Origin of the sequence: Pseudoduganella sp. R-32 (assembly GCF_049913245.1) — a bacterium.
In the GTDB taxonomy this organism is placed as follows: domain Bacteria; phylum Pseudomonadota; class Gammaproteobacteria; order Burkholderiales; family Burkholderiaceae_D; genus Rugamonas.
In genome coordinates this window covers 3,602,679-3,622,728 of sequence record NZ_CP183987.1, presented here as the reverse complement: position 1 = coordinate 3,622,728, position 20,050 = coordinate 3,602,679, and the positions used below count along the sequence as shown (strand labels likewise).

22 protein-coding genes are annotated in these 20,050 nt (G+C 61.9%); 2 read left to right on the top strand and 20 right to left on the bottom strand.

The genetic code is table 11. The features are described 5' to 3' along the window. Positions 1-5: 5 nt before the first annotated feature. From sctV to ACN9MU_RS16640, 17 genes are all read right to left on the bottom strand, one after another. Positions 6-2,105, bottom strand: a complete 2,100-nt coding sequence (gene sctV, locus ACN9MU_RS16720; protein ID WP_426343110.1) for a type III secretion system export apparatus subunit SctV — start codon at positions 2,103-2,105, stop codon at positions 6-8. After that, positions 2,102-3,184, bottom strand: coding sequence for an EscU/YscU/HrcU family type III secretion system export apparatus switch protein (locus ACN9MU_RS16715; RefSeq protein WP_426317936.1), 1,083 nt, complete (start codon positions 3,182-3,184; stop codon positions 2,102-2,104). The genes sctV and ACN9MU_RS16715 overlap by 4 nt, the downstream gene beginning before the upstream one ends. Next, positions 3,177-3,974 (bottom strand): type III secretion system export apparatus subunit SctT, encoded by a 798-nt coding sequence (sctT, locus tag ACN9MU_RS16710; protein WP_426161456.1) that lies wholly within the window; start codon positions 3,972-3,974, stop codon positions 3,177-3,179. The genes ACN9MU_RS16715 and sctT overlap by 8 nt, the downstream gene beginning before the upstream one ends. 2 nt (positions 3,975-3,976) lie before the next feature. Next, entirely contained in the window at positions 3,977-4,243 is a 267-nt protein-coding gene (sctS, locus tag ACN9MU_RS16705; RefSeq protein ID WP_426161455.1) for a type III secretion system export apparatus subunit SctS, read from the bottom strand. Positions 4,244-4,252: 9 nt separating this feature from the next. Next, on the bottom strand, positions 4,253-4,900 hold the full coding sequence (sctR, locus tag ACN9MU_RS16700) for a type III secretion system export apparatus subunit SctR (RefSeq protein ID WP_426161454.1): 648 nt from the start codon (positions 4,898-4,900) through the stop codon (positions 4,253-4,255). A gap of 32 nt (positions 4,901-4,932) precedes the next feature. Further along, the gene (locus ACN9MU_RS16695; protein ID WP_426343109.1) at positions 4,933-5,988 is read right to left on the bottom strand and encodes a FliM/FliN family flagellar motor switch protein; all 1,056 of its coding nucleotides are present in this window, start codon (positions 5,986-5,988) and stop codon (positions 4,933-4,935) included. Further along, positions 5,985-6,713 (bottom strand): hypothetical protein, encoded by a 729-nt coding sequence (locus tag ACN9MU_RS16690; protein ID WP_426343108.1) that lies wholly within the window; start codon positions 6,711-6,713, stop codon positions 5,985-5,987. Before ACN9MU_RS16690 ends, ACN9MU_RS16695 begins: the two co-directional genes overlap by 4 nt. Further along, complete coding sequence (locus ACN9MU_RS16685) at positions 6,706-7,209, bottom strand: hypothetical protein (RefSeq protein WP_426343107.1); 504 nt, start codon at positions 7,207-7,209, stop codon at positions 6,706-6,708. The genes ACN9MU_RS16690 and ACN9MU_RS16685 overlap by 8 nt, the downstream gene beginning before the upstream one ends. A gap of 14 nt (positions 7,210-7,223) precedes the next feature. Next, on the bottom strand, positions 7,224-8,546 hold the full coding sequence (locus ACN9MU_RS16680; RefSeq protein ID WP_426343106.1) for a FliI/YscN family ATPase: 1,323 nt from the start codon (positions 8,544-8,546) through the stop codon (positions 7,224-7,226). A 13-nt stretch (positions 8,547-8,559) separates the two neighbouring features. Beyond that, the gene (sctL, locus tag ACN9MU_RS16675) at positions 8,560-9,195 is read right to left on the bottom strand and encodes a type III secretion system stator protein SctL (protein WP_426343105.1); all 636 of its coding nucleotides are present in this window, start codon (positions 9,193-9,195) and stop codon (positions 8,560-8,562) included. Further along, on the bottom strand, positions 9,192-9,962 hold the full coding sequence (locus tag ACN9MU_RS16670) for a SctK family type III secretion system sorting platform protein (protein ID WP_426343104.1): 771 nt from the start codon (positions 9,960-9,962) through the stop codon (positions 9,192-9,194). Before ACN9MU_RS16670 ends, sctL begins: the two co-directional genes overlap by 4 nt. Next, on the bottom strand, positions 9,959-10,801 hold the full coding sequence (gene sctJ / locus ACN9MU_RS16665; protein ID WP_426317928.1) for a type III secretion system inner membrane ring lipoprotein SctJ: 843 nt from the start codon (positions 10,799-10,801) through the stop codon (positions 9,959-9,961). The genes ACN9MU_RS16670 and sctJ overlap by 4 nt, the downstream gene beginning before the upstream one ends. Before the next feature lie 14 nt (positions 10,802-10,815). Beyond that, positions 10,816-11,196 carry a hypothetical protein gene (locus ACN9MU_RS16660; RefSeq protein ID WP_426343103.1) on the bottom strand — a complete coding sequence of 127 codons (381 nt, stop codon included), beginning with the start codon at positions 11,194-11,196 and terminating at the stop codon, positions 10,816-10,818. Between the two features lie 16 nt (positions 11,197-11,212). Then, positions 11,213-11,707 carry a tetratricopeptide repeat protein gene (locus ACN9MU_RS16655; protein WP_426343102.1) on the bottom strand — a complete coding sequence of 165 codons (495 nt, stop codon included), beginning with the start codon at positions 11,705-11,707 and terminating at the stop codon, positions 11,213-11,215. A 14-nt stretch (positions 11,708-11,721) separates the two neighbouring features. Next, positions 11,722-11,952 (bottom strand): hypothetical protein, encoded by a 231-nt coding sequence (locus ACN9MU_RS16650; protein WP_426161444.1) that lies wholly within the window; start codon positions 11,950-11,952, stop codon positions 11,722-11,724. A 122-nt stretch (positions 11,953-12,074) separates the two neighbouring features. Further along, positions 12,075-12,329, bottom strand: a complete 255-nt coding sequence (locus ACN9MU_RS16645) for a hypothetical protein (protein WP_426335751.1) — start codon at positions 12,327-12,329, stop codon at positions 12,075-12,077. After that, a complete protein-coding gene (locus tag ACN9MU_RS16640) occupies positions 12,326-13,477 on the bottom strand; it encodes an FHA domain-containing protein (RefSeq protein WP_426343101.1) in 1,152 nt (383 codons plus the stop codon). Before ACN9MU_RS16640 ends, ACN9MU_RS16645 begins: the two co-directional genes overlap by 4 nt. Before the next feature lie 348 nt (positions 13,478-13,825). Here ACN9MU_RS16640 and ACN9MU_RS16635 point away from each other — a divergent pair, with 348 nt between their 5' ends. Then, on the top strand, positions 13,826-14,554 hold the full coding sequence (locus ACN9MU_RS16635) for a hypothetical protein (RefSeq protein WP_426317924.1): 729 nt from the start codon (positions 13,826-13,828) through the stop codon (positions 14,552-14,554). A gap of 151 nt (positions 14,555-14,705) precedes the next feature. On the opposite strand, the gene ACN9MU_RS16630 is transcribed toward ACN9MU_RS16635, so the two are convergent. Genes ACN9MU_RS16630 through ACN9MU_RS16620 form a run of 3 tightly spaced genes read right to left on the bottom strand, consistent with a single transcriptional unit; the run spans position 14,706 to position 17,602 of the window. Then, positions 14,706-15,800 carry a S41 family peptidase gene (locus ACN9MU_RS16630; protein ID WP_426343100.1) on the bottom strand — a complete coding sequence of 365 codons (1,095 nt, stop codon included), beginning with the start codon at positions 15,798-15,800 and terminating at the stop codon, positions 14,706-14,708. 18 nt (positions 15,801-15,818) lie between these two features. Then, positions 15,819-16,571 carry a LytR/AlgR family response regulator transcription factor gene (locus tag ACN9MU_RS16625; protein ID WP_426343099.1) on the bottom strand — a complete coding sequence of 251 codons (753 nt, stop codon included), beginning with the start codon at positions 16,569-16,571 and terminating at the stop codon, positions 15,819-15,821. Then, a complete protein-coding gene (locus ACN9MU_RS16620) occupies positions 16,568-17,602 on the bottom strand; it encodes a sensor histidine kinase (protein ID WP_426343098.1) in 1,035 nt (344 codons plus the stop codon). Before ACN9MU_RS16620 ends, ACN9MU_RS16625 begins: the two co-directional genes overlap by 4 nt. Before the next feature lie 1,238 nt (positions 17,603-18,840). On the opposite strand from ACN9MU_RS16620, the gene ACN9MU_RS16615 reads away from it, so the two are divergent. Next, the gene (locus tag ACN9MU_RS16615; RefSeq protein WP_426343097.1) at positions 18,841-20,001 is read left to right on the top strand and encodes a tyrosine-type recombinase/integrase; all 1,161 of its coding nucleotides are present in this window, start codon (positions 18,841-18,843) and stop codon (positions 19,999-20,001) included. Positions 20,002-20,050: the final 49 nt, after the last annotated feature.

The following is a 20,050-nucleotide window of genomic DNA, read 5'->3' as shown; positions in this document are numbered from 1 at the left end:
TGTGCCTAGATCTCCACTGAACTGACCGGCACTACCCTTACCGTTTGCCTGAGTTCCTGGTACGACACCACGGCGAGATCGGCCAGTTCCACCTCGGTCAACTTCCTGAGATAGGGCCTGATCTCAAGCGAGGTCAGCAGAACTGCTGTTTTCTCCACATGGGTTTCCACCGCCTGCTTGATATTGGCAACCAGCTGGTTGCCGATGTCCGGATCAAGCATCAGCACCGAGCCCGCCGAGGTTTGGCGCAGGGCTTGCCGCAACTGCTCTTCCACGCGGGGATGCAGCACGATCGCCGGCAGCGAACCGTCCTCCAGCGCGAAGCGGTGCGAAATGTAGTGCGTCAGCGCGATCCGCACATATTCGGTCAGCAGGACCGTGTCCTTCTCCCGCGGCGCCCATTCAATCAGGGCCTGGGCAATCACCCGCAGATTGCGGATGGGAATTTCATCACGCACCAGGCGCTTGAGCACTTCAGCCAGGCGCGGCAAGGGCACGTTGCGCTGCAGTTCCTTGTCCAGGTCGGGATACTGTTCGCCCAGGCGCTTCAGCAGGTACTGGGTTTCCTGGATGCCGATGAATTCGCCGGCGTGGCGCCGCATCACGCTCAGCAGGCTGCGGGCCAGGATCTGCTCATTCTCCAGATACTTCAGGTTTGCCGCTTCCAGCGCGTCGATCTCCTCCACCGGAACCCACAGCGCGGTGTGTCCGAGGACCAGCGTACCGCCCTCCCTGTAGGGGATGCGCGCCAGGTCCAGCATTTGCCGGGAGGCCAGTGCCAGCACCTCTTGCTCCGCCAACTGCCCGGCCAGCACGGGAATTTCATCCACATAGATCCGGTATTCGCCGTCCGCAAGGCGCGCATTCTCGCGCATGACCACGCCTGGAAACGGGATGCCCAGTTCGACACTGAAGTAGCGCCGCGCCTCGGCCAGTTCGGTCTCGAAATGCACCGGTGACAGCACGCTGCCAACGCCGGGGAAAGCCTGCACCACCAGCGGAATCGTCAAGCGATGCTCCTCGGCGTCGAGCAGGGTGCGCGCCACGTCATGGCCTTCCTTCTGCATCGACGGGACCGGCGTCTGTGCCGCGTTGGCATAGCGGCGCCGCGCCGGCGCCAGGAAAAAGCCAAGCGAGGCAACCGCAATGCCGAGCAGGATGAACTGGAACTTGGGAAAACCCGGCACCAAAGTCAGCAGGAAAACCATCGCGCCGCCCACTAGCAGGGCCTTGGGCTGCCTGCTGATCTGCGCAGCGATTTCGCTGCCGAGGTTCGGACTGCCGACCCGGCCAGGATCGGAGACGCGCGTAATGACGATACCGGCAGCAATCGACACGAACAGGGACGGTATCTGCGACACCAGGGCATCACCAACGGTCAGCACCGCGTAGGTCTGTAGCGCCGTGCCGGCATCCATCCCTTTGCGGAAGACGCCGATCGCCAGCCCGGCGAGGATGTTGACCGCCGCGATGATCAAGCCCGCGATGGCGTCGCCCTTGACGAACTTCATACCGCCATCCATCGCCCCATACAATTGGCTCTCGCTCTCCAGCTTGGCGCGGCGCTGGCGCGCCTCGTCCTTGTCGATGATGCCGGCCCGCAGGTCGGCATCGATACTCATCTGTTTTCCCGGCATCGCATCCAGGCTGAAGCGAGCCGCCACTTCGGCCACCCGCTCGGAACCCTTGGCCACCACGATGAACTGCACGATTGCCACGATCAGGAACACCACCGCGCCGACGATCACGTCGCCGCCCACCACCATCTGGCCAAAAGTGGCGATGATCTCGCCCGCATTCGCGTTCAGCAGGATCTGCCGCGTCGAAGCGATGTTGAGCGCCAGGCGGAACAAGGTGGTGAACAACAGCAGCGATGGAAATGTCGAGAGGCCGAGCGGCGAGGAAATATACAGCGCGACCATCAGCAGCACGACGGAGATCGTCAGGTTGAGCGCGATCAGGCTGTCGAGAATGAAGGGCGGCAGCGGCAAGACCATCAGCATGATGACGGCCACCACCAGGGCCACCAGCAGCAGATCCGCATGGCGCGCAAGCAGCGACCACGATCCGGGGGCTCCCAATCCATGCATCGGGTTATTTTTCACTCTGATCCCTCGCCAAGTCGTCCATGAAAATCCCGTACCCAACGCAGCACCTCGGCAACGGGCTCCAGAAATTCGTCCGGTATATAAGCATTCAACTGCACCGCCTCATTCAGGCCGCGCGCCAGCTTGACGTTGCGCATGATGGGGATACCCTCTTCCTGCGCGATGTCGCGGATCGCCTGCGCAATATGCCCCTCTCCTTTTGCGACCACCAGCGGCAGGTCGGTCACGCCGGCTTCGTAGTACAGCGCGACGGCGATATGGGTCGGGTTGACGACGACCACATTCGCCTTGCGCACGTTCTCCAGCATGTTTCCCATGCCCACTTCCTGATGCAGGCGGCGGCGCATGCCGCGCATTTCCGGACTGCCTTCCATTTCCCGCGATTCGCGCCGCACTTCATCCTTCGTCATCTTGTGGCGCTTCAGGTAGTCCATGCGCTGGAACCAGGTGTCGAACACGCTCATGGCTACGAACGCCACCGTGACCATCCATGCCATCTGGCCGATAACGTTGCCGGCCAGCGGCAGCAGGCCGCCAACCGGGAGCCACTGCGCGCGCACCAGCGCAGGCAGGGTTGCGCGCGCCACCCACCACAGCACGGCGGCCAGCGCGATCAAGATGACGATCAGCTTGACCAGCTCGACCAGGTTGCGCAGCGAGAACAGGCGCTTGGTCCCTTCGATCGGATTGAGGCGCGACAGGCGTGGCATCACCGGATCCAGAGAAAACACCGCGCCGACCTGGATCGAACCCAGCAGCGCCGCCGGCGCGGCCATCAGCAGCACGACGGCGCCGCAAATCCACGCCGCTTCCGTCAGCAGGTCGCGGGTCCATGCCAGCAACACCGCCGGATCGTCCAAGGTGCTGAAGCTGGCGCCGGCTGTGCGCGTGAGCATGGCGCCCATTCGCTCGACCAGGCTCACGCCGCCAAGCGTGAACAGGACCAGGGCCAGCACGATCGCGGCCGTCGCGGCCAGGTCCTTGCTGTGCCAGACATCACCCTTCTTTCTGGCGTCGCGCAGCTTCTTGTTGGTCGGCTGCTCGGTCTTGCTCTGGCTGGACGATTCGCTACTCATGCCAGACCCCGCGCAGTGCGTTCAGCATCCCGGGAAAATCGGCGATGGGCAGAGCGCGCAAGCTCTCCGACATGCCGGCCCCGTACAGCAACATGAGCAGTGACAGGATCAGCGCCTTGAGCGGCATCGCCAGGAAAAAGGCGTTCAGCTGCGGCGCAAACCGCGACAACAGGCCCAGCCCGATCTCCAGCATCAGCATCAACAGCAGGAACGGCGCCGCAACCTTCAGTGCCAGGCCCAGCATCTCGCCCAGCGCGCGCAGCCCGACTTCCACCAGGCTCGCGTTGCCCATCGACAGCGCCATGCTCGGGATCGGCCACACCTGGTAGCTCTCATACAGCGTGCCGATCATCGACAGCAGGCCGCCGGTCACAAGGAACAGCATGGTGAACATCTGCATCATCAGGCCGCCCACCATCGAATCGTCCTGTCCCGTGGTCGGGTCGACCACGGTCGCCATGCTCATGCCCGCCTGGAATTCAATAATCGTGCCGGCGGTGTACAGGGCCCAGAATCCTATGCCCGACAGAAAGCCCAGCACCAGCCCGATGCCCGCCTCCTTCAGGAGTACGAAGACAATCTGGGGAGTGGAAATCGACAGCATGGCCGGATCTTGCAATGCGGCCGGCAGCATCAGGCTGCTCAAGGCCACGGCAAGCGCCATGCGCACCATGACGGGGACAGTCTGCCCCATGAAGATCGGCCAGACTGAAAAAGCCACCAGCATGCGCGTCATCAGCAGGCTGGTCACGATCAGGATGGCTTCTCCCTGGTGCATCATGGCGCCCATTGCTAGCGTACTCCCGCAATGGCGCCAAACATCTGGTCGCCAAACATGTACAACTCGCTGCCCAGCCACGATGAAGTCATGGCGATCGTGACAATGATTGCGATCAGCTTGACGCCGAACGATATCGTCTGGTCTTGCACCTGGGTGACCGCCTGCAGGAACGCCAGCGCCAGGCCGGTAATGCTGGCCACCGCGATCACCGGCAGCGACAGGATCAGGATCAGGAGCAGCGCCTGGTTGACATAGGTGATGAGGACGGAAAATTCCATGGCGCCGGCCTATTGATAAGTAAGGATCAAGCCGTGCACCAGCTTTGACCAGCCGTCCAGCACGACGAACAGCAGCAGCTTGAGCGGCACCGACACCACCGTGGGCGAGAACATCATCATGCCCATCGAGACCAGTATGTTGGCCACCACCAGGTCGATGATGACGAAGGCAAGGTAGATCAGGAATCCGATCTTGAACGCGGCCGTCAGCTCGGTCACCGTGAATGCCGGCACCAGCACCAGCAAGTCATCGCCCGTCAGCGCCTCGGCCCGCTCCACCGGCCATATCTTGCCGGCCGAGCGGACGAAAAATTCGCGCTCGCGCGGATTGGTGTGCTTAGACAGGAACGCCCGCAGCGGTTCGCGCGCCAGGCCCAGGATGTCGAAGAAGCTGCCCGCGTTCATCTGCTGGCCCGGCTTCACCTGCGCCTGCACGGTGTCGCTGATCTTGCTGGTGACCGGCGCCATGATGTAGAGCGACAGGATGATCGCCAGCCCGTTCAGGACAAGGTTGGGCGGCACTTGCTGCAAGCCCAGCGCATTCCTCACCAGGCTGGTCACCACCACGATCTTGGAATAGGACGTCACCATCACGGCAAGGAAGGGCGCCAGCCCCAGCAAGCCCAGTGTGGTGATGACGATGATCGGATCCGGCATTCCCTGTGGTAGCACGTTTCCCCCTGCAACAGCTAAGCGGATTGTTCGTTGCCGCCGCCGGCAACGCGCACGATGCGCACGCCCAGCTTGCGGCCGATGGTGATCAACTTGCCTTCGGCGATCACCGAGCCAAACACGCTCAGCGTCACTGTCGCCAGGCCGGCATCCTGCTCCAGCTCGAACATCTGGTCGGCATGCAGGCGTTCGATCTCCGCCAGCGGCAATACCATCTGGCCCATTTCAAACACGACCGGGACTTCGATATCGGTATGGTCCTTGTGCATGGTGCTATGCTCTCCTCGGTTGACGACCAGCCCTTGCTCGGGCGCCAGGATTCCAGAATATGGCGCCTGTAGCGCCACGGTACGGTGCTTGAGACGAGCCGACCACGCACGCTGGCTGCTGTTGCCGGGAATGAGGACCAGCGTCACGCCATGACGCGAAATCGCCCCGCCTTCATCGATCCACGCCACGTCGCCGACGCCCAGGCCGCGCACCGTGGACATGGCCAGCACGGTGCGGCCCACGCGCAGCCGGACCGCGACCGGCAAGTCGTCCCTGGCCAACCTCGGCGGCGGGGCGCCTTGCGGCATGGCCTGGTGCAGCCATTCCAGCGTCTGCAGCGCACTCGCCGCCAGCGTGCCGCGCGACTGAGTACCTTCCTCGCGCGTCGCGACAAAGCCGATCGCGCAGGGCCAGGCCTCGCTGTCCGGCATTGACCAATGCACCGCGCGGATGTCCGCGTCATGCATGAAGGCCGGCGGCAGCGCCGCGAAGAAATCCGCGGCGACCCGTTCGATGGCCAGATTGCGCATCGGCGCTGGCAGACGGGAAAATGGCTCGCCGACCAGGCGCGGGTCGATTCCGGCCAGCCCGTCCAGCTTGACCAGCACGGCTTGGCCCGCCAACGTGCATTCGACGGCGACAGCAAACGAGGAATGCGGCGGCACATAGCCCCACTGGATGCGCAGGCGCCGGCCGGCCACCGGCCATTCGGTATACTGCCGCACGGCGAGCCAGGCATTCATCAGGCGGCTCGCATCAGGCTCGAGCTGATCGAGCACCAGGCAGGTGGAATCAGGCATCATGCCTCGTCTCCGGCCGTGTCATTACGCTGGACCAGGTCGAGCCGAACCACCAGGCCCGTCGATTTGTTCAGCGCGTCCAGCAAGCGCGCGCTACCACCGCGCATCTGGCGCAGCATCGCTTCGTCCGCCGCGTGCAGCCGCACGTTGAGGAAGACACCCTCGCGCGACATCTCCACCGATGAGCCAGGCAGCGATGCGCCGAGGTCGACCATGATGTGCCCCGTCCCCGCCTTGGGGCGGTCGGCAACGTACAAGTTGGCGCTGAAATGCTGCAGCAGCGCCGCCACTTCCTCGTTCTGGACAACCTCGGCATGAGCCGCAGCGGCCGACGCAACCTCCTGCTGAAGCGCGGCGGGAGCGTGCTGGCCTAGCCGCTGCACGCCGGCCGCCATCAACTCGGCGGGTATCGCGAAAGGCAGGGAAGACTCGCCGCCCTCCCCTCCAGCCGTCGCCCGCGGGTGTGCGGGCGCAAGCCGGGAAATGACCTCCGCCCCTTCGGATACCGGGTCGGACCAGTCCGCGCGGAGTGCATGCGCGGACGCGTCGCTTGCCTGCGTATTCGGCTTGGCCGGCGGAGCCGACGCCGCGTCCGGCCCCCGCTTGAGCATCAGATCGCGAAAGGCTGCGACAGCCGCATCGGACGTGGGCTGGTATGGCGACACACCGGCTTGCGCAAATTCCGGGAAGTTCCGCTCGCCGCCATCGATCGTGGAAAGTTCATTCATGCCTTGCCTCCGGCGCGGTCGCCTTCCTGGCCAGGTACCAGCTCGCGGCCACCGCGTCTTCCGACCGCTGCACGTTACGCGCTTCCTGCTCCTGGCGCCGCTTTTGCTTCATCTGGCCGACCACATCCATGATTTGAGTCAGGGCCTCATACTGCTTCCTGGTCCTGGCCCGGGCCGCATCGACTTCCTGCTGCGCTTCCAGCAGGCATTCAACGATGCTGGCCCGCTCTTCTTCCAGGTCGTTCTCGAGCGCGGCGATTTTCAAGTGCTGATCGGCATAGTCCTTGCCTCGCTGCAGCGCCCCGCCCTGCTGTATCCACGCCTGCCACTGCTGGTCCCAGGCAGCCCTCTGGGCGGCCAGGGCTTGCAGCGCTGCCTCCACGCGTTCGACCTCCTGCCGGATACGGTTGCGCACCGTCGCCCTGCGCGCGAGTTCGGCGTGTGCGCTCTGGAGTTGCGCGTCCCGAACCTCGACCAGTTTTTCGTGCTGTTCCATGGTTTCCATGTCCTCTAGCTCGCCGCTATATTGCGCATGGCTGCCAGCGTTTCCCGCAGGCCGGACGATTCTCCCGGCGCCTGCCGAAGCAGCGCCGAACACGCTTCACGGCTACGAATCGCCCGATCCGCGACGGCATCCGACCCCGCCTCGTATTCGCCGATCTGCAACAACATCTCGATCGACAGGTACTTGGCGCCGAGCTCGCGCAGTGTTCCCGCCAACGCCTGGTGCTCAGCCGATGCCACGATGTTCATCACCCGGCTGCGGCTCTGCGCCGTATCAATCGCCGGATAGTGGTTGGCGGCGGCCAGCTTGGCAGACAGGATGATGTGGCCATCGAGTGTCGACCGCACTTCTTCGCCGATCGGATCGCCTGCCTCGTCATCGTCGACCAGCACCGTGTAGAAGGCGGAAATCGCGCCCTTCTCGTTTTGTCCGGCCCGTTCAAACAGCTTTGGCAGCACCGTAAACACCGAGGGAGGAAAACCGCGCCGTGTTGGCGGCTCACCGGCCGCCAGGCCAATCTCGCGCAATGCGCGCGCATAGCGCGTGACCGAATCGACCAGCAGCAAAACCGAACGGCCCTGGTCCCGGAAATACTCGGCAATCGCCGTCGCCACGCAGGGCGCCTTGGCCCGCTCCCCGGCCGCCCGGTCCGAGGTCGCCACCACGAAGACGGTGCGGTCCCGGCGGGCAGCTGGCACTGCGGTACGGAAGAACTCCCCCACCTCGCGCCCGCGTTCGCCCACCAGCGCTACAACGGTGACATCGGCTGCAGCGCCGTGCGAGATCATCGACAGCAGGCTGCTCTTGCCGGTGCCGGCCGGCGCAAAGATCCCCATGCGCTGCCCTTCGCCGCAGGTAAGGAATGCATCGATCGCACGCACGCCCGTGTGCAGGGCGCTCAGGATCGGCTTGCGCCGCAGCGGATCGGGCGCCGGCGCGTAAACCGGGTATTCCTGCACCGCGTCAATCGGCCCCAGGCCGTCGATCGGCTCGCCGAATCCATCCAGCACCCGGCCCAGCACACCCGGCCCCACCTTCACCCCCTGAGTGCGGCCCAGGTGCACCACCTCTGTCTGGGTCGACAAACCGGCCAGCTCGCCGAAAGGCATCAGCAGCACCAGGTCGCGGACAATGCCGACTACCTCGGCCTGCATCCGCCACGGCGTACCCGGATTGCGCAGCTCGCAGATATCGCCGACCCGGGCGCTGACGCCGCTGGCCTTGATCAACGTTCCCACCGCCTCCAGCACTCGGCCGCGCGTCTCGATCGCGGAAAAGCCACTGAGCGCATCTGCCAGTGCATCGGAAAGATAGTCCGTGTTTACCATGTCGCTCCGCCCCTCATTGACCGACCGGGCCGGCGCGCCGCTTGCCGACGAATGCCCGGGTCAGGCCCGCGCGTATCGCCGCGAGCTGCGTATCGAGGCTGGCGTCAACGATGCCGAATTCGCTCTCCAGCACGCACATCCCCGGCACGCCGGCGGGATCCTGCACCACGTCGACAAATTCAATCTCGGGGAACTCGGCCAGCACGGACGACAGCAGCGCATTGACGGTGTCGAACTGTTGCGACGCCACGATCAGGCGAAAGGAATTCTTCCGGCTTGAATTGGCTATCGTGCGGCGCACCAGACGTTCCATCACGGTGCGGTCGCCAATCTCGTGCAGGATGGCCTGCAACGCGTCCATCACCGTTTTGACCAGCCGCGCCTCCAGGCAGATGAACGACGAATCCATTCTTGCGGTGGCTTCGACCATCGATGCCGCATACTCCGCGCGCCCCTGTTCGATGCCAAGCTCGCGTCCCTGCCGAATCGCGGCCTCGCGTTGCGTTTCCGCCAGCGCAACGATCTCGGCGGCCCGCCGGCTGGCCTCGGCCAGCGTCTCCTGCGCGGTGGCCAGCTGCGCGAAATCGTTCGCCTTGATGACTTTTCCATCGGCGCTGGCGAGCTTGCCGCGATCCATCAATATCATCATTGCGCAGTCCTCCCAGGCGCCGCGAACAGCCACGCATGTTCCGGCGCCGCCTTGTTCAGAACGGCGACAAAGAGCGCGGCCAACCTGGTGCGGTCATGCTCCTCCAAGACCGGCCGCTGGAGGCTAGTCCAGTCGCAAGGAAACCTGAACTGCATGCGAGCCAGCGTTGCCCTTGACGCATCACCCAGCAGGGCGCCGGCCAAGCCCACCGCGCGCCGGGTCCAGGCTTCGTTGTCCGGAAATGCGGCGCCGCGCGGATGGAAGACGTATCCAAGCCCCGGAAGCGGCGCAGTCCATCCCAGCGCGAACCGATGCGCCTCCCGACCCAGCGTGCGTTCGATCGCCATCATGTCGGCGCCGAGCACCGCATGCCTGATCTGGTCCCGCACCAGCAAGCCGGCCATCAATCTTGCGCAGCGTTCGAGCACCGCTGCATCCAGCAAGGCGATGCTTTTCATGGGCTCGGAAAAGTCGAAATCAAAGTCCTGGTCCAGCTGGCACGCCTGCAGCAACGCCAGGGACAGGCGGCGCAGCCAGAACGGAGAAGCATCGAGTCCATCGGCAAGCGGAAGATGCCGGCCCAGGCGGGCGATCCAGCTGGCATGCGCATAGGTTGCTGGAAACAGATTGAAACGAAGCCGAAGATCGAAAGCGCGGTCCCGCACCAGCGGCTGCCAGGTGAGGCCAGGCGTATCGCCAGCGGGGCTATCGGCCTTGGCAGCGTCTGTGAAGCCAGGTGGTGATGCCTCCAGCGTGACGGCGCTCATGCCCGTTCCCTCTGGCGCGCTGGACGTTCCCGACCGTCGCCGCGTGCCGGCGCCCCCCGTGCTGCCAATTTTTCCTTGAGCCAGCTGCGCAAGTGCGCCGCATTCAGCAGGAGTATCAGCAGGATCGCCACCACGATCCAGGGCAAGAGCATCATGGTCCAGAGTGTTGCCACGCTGGAGTTGGCGACGATCGCGCCGAAGAACCGTGCCGTCGGCACCTGGTCGGAAGTGGTGCCGGTGGCACGCGCCGGGAACAGGCTGACCGACACCTTGTCCACCGTCAGCCCTTCCACGCTGCGGATCACCAGTTCCTTCACCTCAGGGATCACGGCCTTCATATTGATATCGGACCGATATTTCAGGAACACGGAGGCAGAAGACGGCTTGACCGGCGACGCCAGCGGATCGTTGGACGGCAGCACGATGTGCACACGGGCGCTCAGCACGCCGTCGATCTGCGACAGGGTCTTGGCGATCGCCTGCTCAGTCCCATAGGTAAAACGGATGCGTTCTTCCGTGGGGGACGAAATCAGATTGTTACGCGCGAAGATTTCACCCATGTCCGCGTAATGCTGCGGCGGTTGTCCGTTCGAATTCAGCAGGCTGATGGCTGGCGCCATCTTGGCGCTGTCGACCCAGATGCTGTAACCCTTTTCGCCAGCACGCTTCTCGGCGCTGATACCGCCTTTCAGCAAGGTCAGCAGAACATCGTTGGCCTGCTGCTCGGACAGGTTGCTGTACACGGCCTGCTCGCAGCCGGAGAGGAACAGCAGGCCCGCCAGGAGCAGTGCATAAGCAAGGCGCCGATCATATCGGGTCGACATATGGTTGTTTTCCATGGACGGTTTCAAGGTCAATTGCGCTGGAACAGGGACTCCGCACCTTTCTCCGTCATCCCCGCCGCCTTAGACACTACTTCAAAGGCCGCCGACGTCTTGACCATGTCATATTGGAGCTGCAATACGTCCTTCATCGAAAGATCGCCATCTTTCTTCAACAGGTTTTCCACCGCATCTTGCGCGGTGCTCCACATCGACGACATGTTTTCGCTCTGGCTGCGGATCAGTTGCGAAGCATCCCCCGGCCCGTCGGCCGCCAGGGTGGACGACTGCGGCTCTCTGAGCAGTTGCTGAAAGCGGCTGACGGAGGCCTGGTCCGGCGCTGGCGCTCCGTTGGCACCGGCCTGCGTCGACGACTGCAAGGCCTGCAGCGATGAGAGGGAGGTAAGATCCATGTTTTCTCCTTGGTCACTAGGGCCGTATGTTGTGATGACGGAAAAATGCCAGGGACCCCGTATCGGTCCTGCGCGCCGCGCCCTCTTCTTTCAGCTTGCGCGCCTGGTCCAGCCAGCATTCGACAATATTCACGGCGCCCGGCTCCTGTCTGCTGGCAAGCACGGCTTCGAACAGTTCCAGTGCGCCATCCTGCCTGGCTTCCACGAGGAATGCGCCAAGCATCGCTTTCACCATTTCACTGGCGGGAAAAACCCCGGCAGCATGCTTCAATCCGTTGATGGCGTCCTGCAGGCGGCCGCTCCGCGCATGCACCACCGCCAGGGAGACCGCAGGCGCCGAACTATCGGGTTTTGCCAGGGCCATGCCCAGGAAAATCTGCTCGGCCTTCTCGTGAAACCCATACTCGCTTGCCAGGAACCCGATCTCGGCAATGCGCTGTAGAACACATGGAGAAAAGATATTCAATTTTTCCAAATCAGACATTCCAATCTCCATGTACTCATATCGCATCAGCGCGCCAGCGCTTACGAAATATTGTGAGCAGCGCCTTTGGTGCCTTCGCCGAACGCCTTGATCGTTTCGGAGACTGCGCTCTGCGCCGTGCTGGCGACCTGCATCGAGAGCGCGACCTTTTGCATGCCAGTTGCGAATCCGGCAGGATCCTTCTTCGCATCCGGCAGATTCGCCAGACCGTCGAACGCAGCTTGCAACAGACCGCCTGCACCTGAAATTGCACCATCAAATCCGTTTGACATTTTTATCTCCGTGAAAGGTTAAGAAACATCGCATCAGCTGCTCTCCCAGCATCACCCCGCTTCCTGCTACCTCCGCCTCCAGCTGGGCTGAGGCGGTGCAATCCTGCATGGTTCCCGTTTCGCTATCGGGCATTCAAATGCATGCTGTCCCAGATGTTCTGCAAGACCTCGACCGAAACAGCGGCACTCTCGACCAGTGCCCTGGTTGCCGCATATTCGCGCTGCTCAAGGGGGTGCCGCAAACGCTCGGCCCCGGTTGCGGCGGCCTGCTCCATCACGCGCCGGTATTCGGCGCACACGACGCCGCTTCTATCGGCCAGCAGGCGCGTGGCAAACTCGCTTGGTGGCAGCACATCGTCTTGGGGAAGAGTATTCATTGCAGTGCCGCCAGCGGGAAAATGTAGTGCCGGTCGCCTTTTTGAAACTCGACCTGGTCCAATTCAATCTTGACGATCCGGATACCGTTGAACTCATCGCCTTCCGCGAATTTCTCCCCATATGCGCCAATCAGCCACTTGTTCTTTTTCAAAATCAGAATCGATGAAAAGCGTTTCGACATCCGCAGCGGAGCAACCGTCGCCTCCATCGCCACCACGGCCGACGCGGCAGGCGGGGCAGCTTCCGCGACCTCCCGGTCGGGCGGCGCAATAGGCTCACCTTTTTTCACCTGCACGTTCAAGGCCTTCAAGCCCGGCACCTGCTGCGCCAGCGATGTCAGTTTGGACGCAGCCTCGGAGGTATCCACTTCGTTGGCACAGCTGACGATGCCGGCGCCGGCATCCTTGGCGAGGCAGCTGATGCCTTCCAGCCGGGCCAGGCGCGCTACCGCGGCCACGATCTCTTCGGTGGCGTGGATGTCGCTGCGCGCCTGGTATTCGGAATCGTGCAGCGACATGGCAAGCAGGTCGCGCTGGTAAATGGTATTGACGTAGCCCGACACCGACAGCTGGTGATCACTGTCGACTTCCAGCTGCAATTGACTGCCCACCGGCGCTACCGACTTGAGCCATTGCTGCGCCTCGCGCGTACGGGCCTCCGTCATTTCCGTCCGGTCCGGTGACATCATGGCGTAGGCCAGGCTCAGGCTGGCGGCGAATCCGATGACGACCAGGATCGCGCTGCTCAGCAAACGACCTGGACTGCGCATGCTTCCACCCGGCGCAAAACTCGCCCACAGCGAGCCCGCTTTGGCCAGGCCCTTTTCCCACTCTTCATCTGCCGGCCGCACCGCGAACGATGCGTTGCCGATTTCAATGGTCTGGTAATCAAAAACCCTGGCTGTCGCGCCCGCCTCCAGCGTGCTGGTACCGATACGCACGGAATCTTCCAGCGCGGTGCAGCGCACGATGCGGTCATCGATCGACAGCAGGCAATGCCTTGGAGCTACATTCTCATCCAGCAAGACGGCCGTGCAAGATGGGTCCGAACCGATCACGCAGGGAAAACCCGGGTCGAGGGAGAACTCCGCCCCTTCCTGCAAGCCCTGCACTACGCGGACTGTTCTGCTTTTGAGTGTTTCCGCCATGATGTGCACCACCTAATCGGAATGTGCTGCCACGAACAAAACGCAACGAGGGAACGGCAGGCCAACCGACTGTTCAGATTTGTCAATGTTGGCAAGCGCGAAGCAAAATATACCGGGGACGATTGGGGCCGCACATCACCAAAGCATGTGATTCTTTGGTGATTTTTTGGTGATTTTTTGGACAACATAATTGACTAAGTTGTCATAAGACATCTCCAAAAGCATAGAGTTGATTTCATATTGGAATACAATGGATTCCAGAATCAGCTGAGCTCGGATATGCGCACAGCCCGCGTTTTGACCTTCCTGGCAATATTGCTGGCATTCGGTCATGCCAGGTGCGCCTGCATGCCTATAAAGCTGGGCTATGTGAACCTGCACCGCCCGCCCTATTTCCTGGGTGCCGGCAGTGTCGAAGCACCCAACCCTGGGGCAACGGTGCAGCTGGTTCGCGACATCGCTGCATCGGCCGGTTGCACGGTGGTTTCGGTCCGGTTGCCTCCGTTACGCCTGCGTCAAGCGTTGAGCAACGCTGTTATCGACGCCATGCTGATGGATGCCAGCGACAGCGATCTCATTCGCTACGCGCTGCCCCAATCCCACGAAGGCGAGCTCGACGCCAAGCGCGCTATCCCGATGTACACCGTCGTCTTTGTACGTGCCGGCGACGGGATTCCTTCGGACACTGATCCGAACTCATACTTTATTAACCACCGGCTGGGCATGAATAATGGCGCAACGCTCGCGGAGCAGTTGAGAAAACAGGGAGCGAAGGTCGATGATGGCGCACAGGACGGCGCGCGCAATCTGGAAAAGCTGGTACGCGGAAGAATTGACGGCTATGCAGCCACGATGGTCTCTCCTACGCAGATGGATGCCTTCATCGGAGCGACATTTGGCAAACAGTTGGTGCGTTTAGGGACGCCGCTCCGCGTTCACCATTTCTGGCTCGCATTCAACAGGCGCTACTACGAGGATAATCGCTCGGAGGTGGAGGCAATGTGGGCTTGGATCGGCGTACATGGCCACAAACGGTTTGTGGACCTGGTCGAGCAGTACCAGCGGTTGCCACGATGATCGCGCCGATGGGCCGTTGAGGACTTTTTCCGGACTGGGAAAGACTAAGGGCCTACGAACTTCGTAAGCCCTTGTTTTGATCGCAGAATTCTAGTGGGAAGTACAAGTTTCGAACTTGCGACCCCTGCAGTGTGAACCAATAATGCGAAGATTAACGCTCCCCCTTGAGGGTGTAGACTGGCTTCTCAGTTTCTCCCTTCTCCACCATGGTGAGAAGGCGTTGCAGTTCCGTGCGCTCGTCGCCCTCCTTGGCGGATGACACCAAGTTGCGCAGGATGGCGACATGCGCCGCCTGCAGCGCCTGCGCTGCGGGCACGGCTACGTCCGGTTTCACGCCGACATGCTCCCAGTTGGTTTTAGTGACGAAATTGATCACGCGCGCCGTCGGGATCGAGACCGCGATGTCGTGTCCCAAACTGAACCAGCTAACGGGATTGGAAGCGCCGATGGTGGTTTCGCCGACCAGGGTGCCACGCTTCAGCGCTTGGAAGTTATAGGCGCAGTCCTCCGCTGCGGAACCTGTCCGAGCGGAGATCAGCACATATACGGGCTTGTCGTAACGCTGTACGATCGACGGCATGGTCCAGATCTGCCGCGTCGTGTCGGTCTGGCGATCATAGATATCGGTCAGGTGGTGCACGTCGCCCGCCGGTAGGAAATGACTCATCAGGTAAGCCACGCCGGCCGGTGAGCCGCCCCCGTTGCGGCGCAGGTCGAGGATCAGCGCATCCGTGCCCGCCAAGAGCGACATCGCCGCCGTGTGGGCCGGGCCGACGAATTCCACACCGGCAAAGCGGCGCAGCTCGAGGTAGCCGACGTTGCCGGGGAGGCGTTCAATCTTCTCGATGTCATAGCCGCGCCGCGCGGCCGCGTTACGCCATTCGTCAATCTGGGCGTGGCTCGGCGGCTCCTCGGGACCGCTGGATTCCGTGAAGCCCTCGTAACGCCCGGCGCTGAAATGCATGTCGCCGCTGAGTTCGCGCAAGTCCTGCTTTAGCGCCGCACTGAGCGCCGTTGCGCTGGTGGCGGCAGCATATCCGCCTTCGGCATTTTTCCTGATGATCGCACTGCCAACCTGTGCGGACCGCGTTGGATCAATGTAATTCGCGTTGATTTTCGCCGCCAGCGTCTGCACGATAGCGGCGCGATCGGACGCGCTCAACGGGGTGTCCTTCGCCGCCAAGGCGGGCGACGAGCATAACGCGCCCAACAGGGCCATTGAACCAAGCTTCTTGCTACTTAACATGCATTCCTCCAGTTTGGACTACGAATCGGTGTTTGTTTTGAGCTGTTGCAACGCTTCCGTCAGCGCCGGCATATAGGAGCGGCTGGCTCGCAGCACCGTGCCGTCGCGCAGGCGCAGCATGGCGTCCCGGTTGGTTAGCGAACGCAGTTCGGCGATCGTGTCCAGCCGTACGATGGACGAGCGGTGCACGCGGTGGAACTGACGCGGATCGAGCTGCATGGCCAGATTCTGCAGGCGCTCCCGCACTAGCCAGCTCTTGCCCTTCGCATGCAAGGAGGCGTAGTCGCCGTCGGCCTCGATGCGCTCAACATCAGCCACCGGCACCAGCACCGTGCGCGATCCCACACGCACGCTGAAGCTGCGCATCGCCATGGCCACCGGTGCTGCGGCACGACTTTGGCAGCGATAGGGAAACGCCTGCTGCGCGCGCTCCAGGGCTTCGTCGAAGCGCTCGTCATCGACCGGCTTGAGCAGGTAATCGATGGCGGCCAGTTCAAACGCTTGCAGCGCGAAGCCTTCATAGGCGGTGAGCAGGATCGACATCGGCCGCTGCGCCGGCGGCAGTGCGGCAAGCACGTCGAGTCCGCTCTTGCCCGGCATCTCGACGTCGACGAACGCCAAGTCGGGATTCAGTGTCACAATCCCTTGGTAAGCGCTGTCGCCGTCACCGAATTCACCCACCAGCTCGAACGCCCCGCGCTGCGCCAGCCTGACCTTGACCGCCAGCCTGGCCAGCGGCTCGTCGTCGACGATCACCACTCTGATGTTCATGCCGCCACCTCGTTCGCGCGCAGCGGAATCGAAATGTGCACGTGGAAGCGTCCGTCCGCACGCCAACCTGCATCGACCTCTTGCTCGGCGCCGTATAGGTGGCGCAGGCGTTCCCGGACGTTGGCCAGGCCGATGCCGCTCCCCTTGTGCGCCGCGGGCTGGCCGTCGTTCAGCACGCCGATCAGCAAGCGCGTGCCGATGCGCTCGACCAAAATATCGAGTTGGCCGGGCGTGGCGAGCGGCGCGATGCCGTGGCGGATCGCATTCTCAACCAGCGGCTGCAGCATGAGGTAAGGCACGACGCTGCCCAGCAGGTCTGGGCCAGTTTTCATCGTCAGGCGTAGGCGCTCGCCGAGGCGTGCTTTTTCAATGGCCAGGTAGGCGTCGAGCAGGGCCAGCTCATCGGCCAGCGCATGCTCATGACGGCCATCATGGGCCAGGGTGGCACGCAGGAAGTCGGCCACGCACGCAAGCATGCGGTTGGCTTCTCGATTGGACTGGGCCGACACCAGCGCTGAGATCGCGTTAAGGGAGTTGAACAGGAAGTGCGGATTGACCTGTAGGCGCAGCGCGCGCAGTTCGGCATCGCGGGCGGCGCTTTGCGCCTCGGCCAGATGCAGGCGAACCTGTTGCAGCGACAGGTAATAGGCCGCCACCGCATGGACCGCACAGAACGCGACCAGTGCCAGCCAGCAGCTATCCAGGCCCCGTGCCAGATATTCCCATTGGTAGCCCGTCTCTCGTCCTATCGCGATACCAAAGCTTTGTCCTAGAAAGGCGTTCGTAATCGCCATGGCATAGGTGGCCGCCAGCAGTATCGATCCCATGCGCAGCCAGGACCAATCGCGACGCCACATGGCCCGCTGAAGCAGCGTCAGCGGAATAAGCCATAGCAGGCAGGCGACCAGGAACAGCGTACGAAAAGCTACGATATAGTGATCATTGACGGCGGGCAGTCCCAGAATGACCATGCAGGCCGATACCGGCAGTGCGGCCAGCACGGGAACGAGCAAAGGGGTTTCGATTTTCACGCGGAGTTTCTATAAATGCAATTCTGGAATTGTAGCGTTTCATTCACCCAACGAATAGAAAGCAATACACCCATGGAAGGTCCAGAAGTAGGGAAGCCTTGACCTTAAGTGATGCCTTGGCGGCGGTCGAGTCAATTGCGGCGACCCGTGCCTATATTGCGGTGAGTCGGTCGGAGATGGAGCGAGTGGACACTAGAGCCAATGCAGGCTTTGAGACCACTTGCGTCTGCCGCTGGCCGTTTGCGGCATGATCTGTGTTGTAGCTCATCTGAAAAAGTCTCTTAGATTGCCACTCTTCTAAGTCTGCGGGCTATCGAAATTAAATCTCGTCCGATGATTTCGGTTGTTACCAAAGATGCCACTGTAGTTGTAAATTTGCATCATCAATCAAGGCGCGTATCGCCGCGCCTGTGAAAATGTGTGAGAATTTGTCGACGCTGCCTAATTGTCTGCAGCGCTTCTCTGATCGTCGGCCTTGCCCCGCCGGCCCACGAAAGAAATCACCATGCAGGTCTCCAGTATTGCCGCTGACGCCGCGGCCCAAGCTGCTATCGTCAACCGTTTCGCGGGCTCCCTTCGAGCTTGGACGTTCCTTGTTCATCAAGGTTATGACTGTCACGAAATCTTCGAGTTCCTGGTTGATATAGAGGGTCCGGAGCGCGCCCAATCTTCACCGGCATGCATTCCTGTTAGCTGACGTCGGTTCCGAGGCCGGGTGCGCCACCTGAAATCGTGGAAGCAGTACTTCATGTTTCGCGCTGCGGGCGCGCCGTCGCTTGTGATGTTTGGGCCACTGATGCAAAAGCGGGCGGCCGAATTGGGCACTCAATTCGCTTGGCCTGCCGTGTGCCGAGGTAAGTCGCGACACTCCGACTGGTATTCGCACTGGCGGCAACATTCGGGGCTCGAATGTCTCTACTTCTTGAGACAGCGGGAGGGTGTCCGCCGACACCCTTTTTACGAGCCGCAAAAAGCGGCGGGAATCATTTTTCCACACTTTTTCCACACCAAACAAAAAAGGCCTGCGAAGTGATTTCGCAGGCCCTTGATCTGTTTGAGTATTTCTGGTGGGAAGTACAAGTTTCGAACTTGTGACCCCTGCAGTGTGAATGCCAGATTCCAACACTTCCGGATACTCAGGTAAACTAAGTCTCATAGGGGAAGTGCGCACGAAAGTTGATGGAAGTGCATCGGGATTTACGCCACTTTTCCGGACTTTTTCCGGACTGGAGTCCAGCATGGCTACGAAGATCGATACAGTTTCATCTCGCGAAGCACTTAGCCCGCGCAAGGAACCTTACTGGTCAAAGCGTTCCGACGGACAATTCGTCGGGTATCGCCGCACCCCGGATTCGTCGGGCAACTGGCATGCCCGGTATCGTTTGAAATCAGGCGATCAACTGACGCGCGGCCTTGGCGCTCTTGATGAGTACCCAGCACACGAACGCTACTCCCGCGCTGTCGCTCTGGCTGATGAATGGTTTCAACACCTTGGCAAGGGCGGAACGACGACCCGGCGCACCGTACTGGATGCGTGTGATGCCTATGTCGAACATGCGCGCCAAGAAAGCGGCGATGCCGCAGCCGAAGACCTAGCCGGACGGTATCGGCGCTGGGTTGAGAAAGACCCGATCGGCGAAATCGAGCTGGCGAAACTTGATCGGGCAGACGTCAAGGCATACCGGCAGCGGCTCGTGAAAGCGCCGAAGAAATCACGCGATGGCACTCAGGTAGCCAGGTCAAAAAATTCGGTAAACCGAGACATGGCTGCCGTCCGCGCCGCCTTAAACCTGGCCTACAAAGACGGAGCCGTGATCACTGATTTTGCTTGGCGCGAGGCGCTTAAATCATTCAAAAACGTCGCACAGCGCCGCTCGCTTTACCTGGATATGGAGCAGCGCCGGGCCTTCGTTAAGGCCGCCCCTCGCGATCTGGCAGCGTTCCTGCGGTGTTTATGCGCCCTGCCCTTGCGCCCTGGCGCGTTAGCCGCGCTCGTTGTCGGTGACTTCGATACGCGCATTGGGGAACTCAAGGTCGGCCAGGACAAGCATGGCGGTCAGCGGCGGATTGTCCTCCCCAGACAGGTGGCTGATGTCCTGGTTGAAGCCGCGAAGGACAAACTGCCTGCCGCGCCCCTGCTCTCGCGCTCTGATGGCAAGGCATGGAACAAAGACGCGTGGAAAGACCCAATCAAAGACGCGGCCAAGTCGGCGGGATTACCGGATGCGACGACCGCATACACACTGCGGCACTCCGTGATCACCGACTTGGTGACAAGCGGGCTTGACCTGCTCACAGTCGCACAGATCAGCGGAACCAGCGTTGCCATGATCGAGAAGCACTACGGCCACCTCCGCAGCGACGTAGCGGCATCAGCGCTGGCTAAACTCGTGATCTAAAGGCCGAAGAATTCGCCAACCTCAAGATCTACGACATACCGATTCGCAC

What these genes read in the sequence shown, in the direction of transcription:
- ACN9MU_RS16715 (WP_426317936.1), bottom strand. Translation starts at nt 3,184, where the DNA reads ATGAGTAGCGAATCGTCCAGCCAGAGCAAGACCGAGCAGCCGACCAAC.
- sctT (WP_426161456.1), bottom strand. Translation starts at nt 3,974, where the DNA reads ATGGGCGCCATGATGCACCAGGGAGAAGCCATCCTGATCGTGACCAGC.
- sctS (WP_426161455.1), bottom strand. Translation starts at nt 4,243, where the DNA reads ATGGAATTTTCCGTCCTCATCACCTATGTCAACCAGGCGCTGCTCCTG.
- sctR (WP_426161454.1), bottom strand. Translation starts at nt 4,900, where the DNA reads ATGCCGGATCCGATCATCGTCATCACCACACTGGGCTTGCTGGGGCTG.
- ACN9MU_RS16695 (WP_426343109.1), bottom strand. Translation starts at nt 5,988, where the DNA reads ATGATGCCTGATTCCACCTGCCTGGTGCTCGATCAGCTCGAGCCTGAT.
- ACN9MU_RS16690 (WP_426343108.1), bottom strand. Translation starts at nt 6,713, where the DNA reads ATGAATGAACTTTCCACGATCGATGGCGGCGAGCGGAACTTCCCGGAA.
- ACN9MU_RS16685 (WP_426343107.1), bottom strand. Translation starts at nt 7,209, where the DNA reads ATGGAACAGCACGAAAAACTGGTCGAGGTTCGGGACGCGCAACTCCAG.
- ACN9MU_RS16680 (WP_426343106.1), bottom strand. Translation starts at nt 8,546, where the DNA reads ATGGTAAACACGGACTATCTTTCCGATGCACTGGCAGATGCGCTCAGT.
- sctL (WP_426343105.1), bottom strand. Translation starts at nt 9,195, where the DNA reads ATGATGATATTGATGGATCGCGGCAAGCTCGCCAGCGCCGATGGAAAA.
- ACN9MU_RS16670 (WP_426343104.1), bottom strand. Translation starts at nt 9,962, where the DNA reads ATGAGCGCCGTCACGCTGGAGGCATCACCACCTGGCTTCACAGACGCT.
- sctJ (WP_426317928.1), bottom strand. Translation starts at nt 10,801, where the DNA reads ATGGAAAACAACCATATGTCGACCCGATATGATCGGCGCCTTGCTTAT.
- ACN9MU_RS16660 (WP_426343103.1), bottom strand. Translation starts at nt 11,196, where the DNA reads ATGGATCTTACCTCCCTCTCATCGCTGCAGGCCTTGCAGTCGTCGACG.
- ACN9MU_RS16655 (WP_426343102.1), bottom strand. Translation starts at nt 11,707, where the DNA reads ATGCGATATGAGTACATGGAGATTGGAATGTCTGATTTGGAAAAATTG.
- ACN9MU_RS16650 (WP_426161444.1), bottom strand. Translation starts at nt 11,952, where the DNA reads ATGTCAAACGGATTTGATGGTGCAATTTCAGGTGCAGGCGGTCTGTTG.
- ACN9MU_RS16645 (WP_426335751.1), bottom strand. Translation starts at nt 12,329, where the DNA reads ATGAATACTCTTCCCCAAGACGATGTGCTGCCACCAAGCGAGTTTGCC.
- ACN9MU_RS16640 (WP_426343101.1), bottom strand. Translation starts at nt 13,477, where the DNA reads ATGGCGGAAACACTCAAAAGCAGAACAGTCCGCGTAGTGCAGGGCTTG.
- ACN9MU_RS16635 (WP_426317924.1), top strand. Translation starts at nt 13,826, where the DNA reads ATGCCTATAAAGCTGGGCTATGTGAACCTGCACCGCCCGCCCTATTTC.
- ACN9MU_RS16630 (WP_426343100.1), bottom strand. Translation starts at nt 15,800, where the DNA reads ATGTTAAGTAGCAAGAAGCTTGGTTCAATGGCCCTGTTGGGCGCGTTA.
- ACN9MU_RS16625 (WP_426343099.1), bottom strand. Translation starts at nt 16,571, where the DNA reads ATGAACATCAGAGTGGTGATCGTCGACGACGAGCCGCTGGCCAGGCTG.
- ACN9MU_RS16615 (WP_426343097.1), top strand. Translation starts at nt 18,841, where the DNA reads ATGGCTACGAAGATCGATACAGTTTCATCTCGCGAAGCACTTAGCCCG.